This window comes from Scrofimicrobium canadense, assembly GCF_009696615.1.
Classification (GTDB): Bacteria; Actinomycetota; Actinomycetes; order Actinomycetales; family Actinomycetaceae; genus Scrofimicrobium; species Scrofimicrobium canadense.
Map to the genome: position 1 here is coordinate 1 of NZ_VULO01000045.1, position 1286 is coordinate 1286.

General features: G+C 68.0%; 2 protein-coding genes. Both read left to right on the plus strand.

Annotation, left to right across the window (positions count from 1 at the left end; genetic code table 11):
- Positions 1-1058: ABC transporter ATP-binding protein (locus FYJ24_RS12440; RefSeq protein WP_206192727.1), on the plus strand; the 1058-nt coding region annotated here is incomplete at its 5' end.
- Positions 1055-1286 (plus strand): MBL fold metallo-hydrolase (locus FYJ24_RS12445; protein ID WP_154546736.1); only part of this gene is annotated, 232 nt, incomplete at its 3' end. The genes FYJ24_RS12440 and FYJ24_RS12445, both read left to right, overlap by 4 nt.

Genomic DNA, 1286 nt, shown 5'->3' on the forward strand with positions numbered 1-1286 from the left:
GGAGTCGTGCCATGGCAAGGCTAATGCTCGACCGCGTCACCAAACAGTTTGGCCAACACACCGCAGTCAATGGCGTCACCCTCGATATCTCCCCCGGCGAATTCGTGGCGCTGCTGGGCCCCAGCGGCTGCGGAAAAACCACCATGCTCCGCATGCTGGCAGGGTTCGAGCAGGTGAGTAGCGGCACCATGACGCTCGGTGAGACGCTGCTGGCCAGCGCCCACCACCATGTGCCCCCCGAGCAGCGCAACATGGCCATGGTGTTCCAGTCCTACGCGCTATGGCCCCATATGAGCGTGGCCGACAACGTGGGCTACCCGCTGAAGCTACGCCGCATTCAAGGCAGCGACTACCAGCGCCGAGTCGCTCAGGCGCTGGAGCAGGTGGCGTTGACCCCCTATGAACAGCGCTCGCCCCAGGCCCTCAGCGGCGGCCAGCGCCAGCGGGTGGCACTGGCCCGCTGCCTGGTCACCGACCCCGACGTGGTGCTGCTGGACGAACCGCTCGCCAACCTGGACCGCAACCTGCGGGCCGCCATGGAGCACAGCTTCGTGGATTTCCGCCGGCGGACCCAGGCCACCATGGTCTACGTCACCCACGACCAAAGCGAAGCCATGGCCATGGCAGACCGCATTGCCGTCATGCGGGAGGGCGAGCTGGTACAGTGGGCCACGCCCGAAACGCTCTACCGAGCGCCGCGCAGCGAATGGGTCGCGCGGTTTATCGGCCAGGGCAGCCTGCTTCACATTGCCAGCGGCGCGCCTGGCCAGCGTCTCACCGAAAGCGCTTTGATGAGCGGGCTGGCCGCGCCGCTCACCGCGCGTTCGCAGCCCGTGCTGGTGCGCCCGGAGCACGTGCATCTGGATGCCACGGCCCCCAACCCCCACGACCTGACCGCCCGCGTTGAACGGCTGACGTTCCGCGGTGAGCGCTACGAGCTACACCTGCGCCTGAGCACCGGCGATGCCCTGCTGGCGTATCATCCCCACGCCCTTGGCGAAGGCCAGCAGGTCGCGGTGCGCCTGCTGGAAGGCTGGTGCCTGGAGCCCGACCAATGAGCGCCTTGGTGGAGATCCTCAGCGGGCTGGGCGACAAGGGCCCGGCCGCCATCGTGGTCGAGGCCAAAGGCAAGCGCCTGCTGCTGGATGCGGGCGGCGCACTGCATCCCGGTGAGGCGATCACCTGGGCGGCGGGGCTCGCGGTAGACGCCGTGCTGATCAGCCACGATCATATCGATCATATTGGCGGGGTGGCCGAGCTGCCCGAGCAGCTGCCGCTCTGCTGCC